Annotated in this window: 1 protein-coding gene; it reads left to right on the top strand. The window is 35.0% G+C overall.

All coding sequences use genetic code 11. From position 1 onward, the window contains the following. The first annotated feature begins 77 nt into the window (after positions 1–77). Complete coding sequence (locus BUB77_RS28995) at positions 78–1,664, top strand: transposase (protein WP_073280643.1); 1,587 nt, start codon at positions 78–80, stop codon at positions 1,662–1,664. Positions 1,665–1,819 lie beyond the last annotated feature (155 nt).

The following is a 1,819-nucleotide window of genomic DNA, read 5'->3' as shown; positions in this document are numbered from 1 at the left end:
GGGGCTGTAAAAAAACTCCCCTAAAAGAAAAATCGCTGAGGTCATGAGACTTCAGCGATTTTTTGGTATAATTAATTATGCGAATAAATAAAAACACCAATGATAATTATACAGTACGACAGCTGAAATTACCATTGGAAATTGAAAAACTAATTAATATATCTGATCCAGTATACACTTTCTGTGAGGTAATGGATCACATCGATCTATCAAAATATTTTGTAGAGAAAGGCTACAGAACAGGTCGTCCAAGATGTGATGAACAGAAACTCCTCAAAGTGATACTCTTTGCTTTCATGGAACACGGAATCTGCTCTCTGCGGGAAATCGAAAAACTTTGCAGAAATGATATCCGATATATGTATCTTCTTGATGGCATGAAGGCACCTTCATTTGCTACATTTGGCAACGTCATTCGAAATGAACTTACTGATTCCATTGAACATATTTTTTTGGATGTGAATACATATATTTTTGAAAAGGATCATGTCGACCTAGAACACACCTACATTGATGGGACAAAAATAGAGGCAAATGCAAACCGCTATACCTGGATATGGAAAAAGTCCTGTACAAAAAACCGAGGAAAGGTTTATGAAAAGATATCCATGCTAATCGATGCAATGAACCAGGAAATATTAGGATATTTCGGTGTAAAACTTGATAAGAGAGACGAGTATGCTGTTGAATATGTATCTGAACTCTTGGAAATGTACAAGAATGCAACAAATCTGGTGAAATCCACGTTTGTATCTGGTTGTGGTCATAGAAAAAGCCTTCAGCAAAAACAATATCAGGAATTAGAGGGATATCTAGAACGATTAAAGACATATGCACATCATATAGAAGTCTGTGGCGATGAAAGAAACAGTTATTCCAAAACCGATCACGATGCCACTTTTATGCGCATAAAACGGGATTATATGGGTAATGATCAGCTTCTCCCAGCGTACAATCTACAGACCGCTGTCTGTGATGAATATATAGCAGTAGTTGATGTAAAACCATATGCATCAGATATGGAATGCTTTGTTCCTTTGATGGAAAAATTCAATGAAATCTATGGTCATTATCCAAAGTATCCAGTTGCAGATGCAGGCTATGGTTCCTATAATAACTATCTTTACTGTGAAGAGCATGGGATGGAAAAATATATGAAATTTACCATGTACAAAAAAGAAACATCCGATAAGAAGTATCATGAAAATCCATATCGTGCAGTCAACTTTAAAAGAGACGAGAATGGAAATTTGATATGCCCAAATGGAAAGACGTTTCACTTTAAAAGTAGACAACATGTCTATAAAAACAAATATGGCAGAACCGAAGAAATCTATGAATGCAAATCGTGTGAAGGCTGCCAATTTAAAAACAATTGTTGTCCTAAGGCAAGCAAAAACAGAACCATTCGAATGAATCAGGAATTAACATCTATACATCAAGAGGTAATTACAAATCTAGAATCAATACATGGTGCACTGTTGAGAATGAATCGTAGTATTCAGGCAGAAGGAACATTTGGCATTTTAAAATGGGATAAATCCTACAAAAGATTATTTCGAAGAGGTGAGAAAAACGCAATTCTTGAACTCACACTGATTTCTTGTGGTTTTAATCTTTATAAATATCATAATAAAAAGCAGAGAAACAAGTTGGCTGCATAAAATCCAAGAACTATACTCATAGCTTTATTAAGTGCACGCTTTTTTATGGAAAAATCAATCATTATCATAAATAATAGGTAAAAAAACGAAGAATCACCAGAACCGGCATCTGTCGGAACTGGCGATTCTTAATTAAAGACTTATTTTACAGCCCC

The sequence above is a fragment of the Anaerocolumna jejuensis DSM 15929 genome (genome assembly GCF_900142215.1).
Lineage (GTDB): Bacteria > Bacillota > Clostridia > Lachnospirales > Lachnospiraceae > Anaerocolumna > Anaerocolumna jejuensis.
This window is presented reverse-complemented; position numbering and strand designations above follow the sequence as displayed.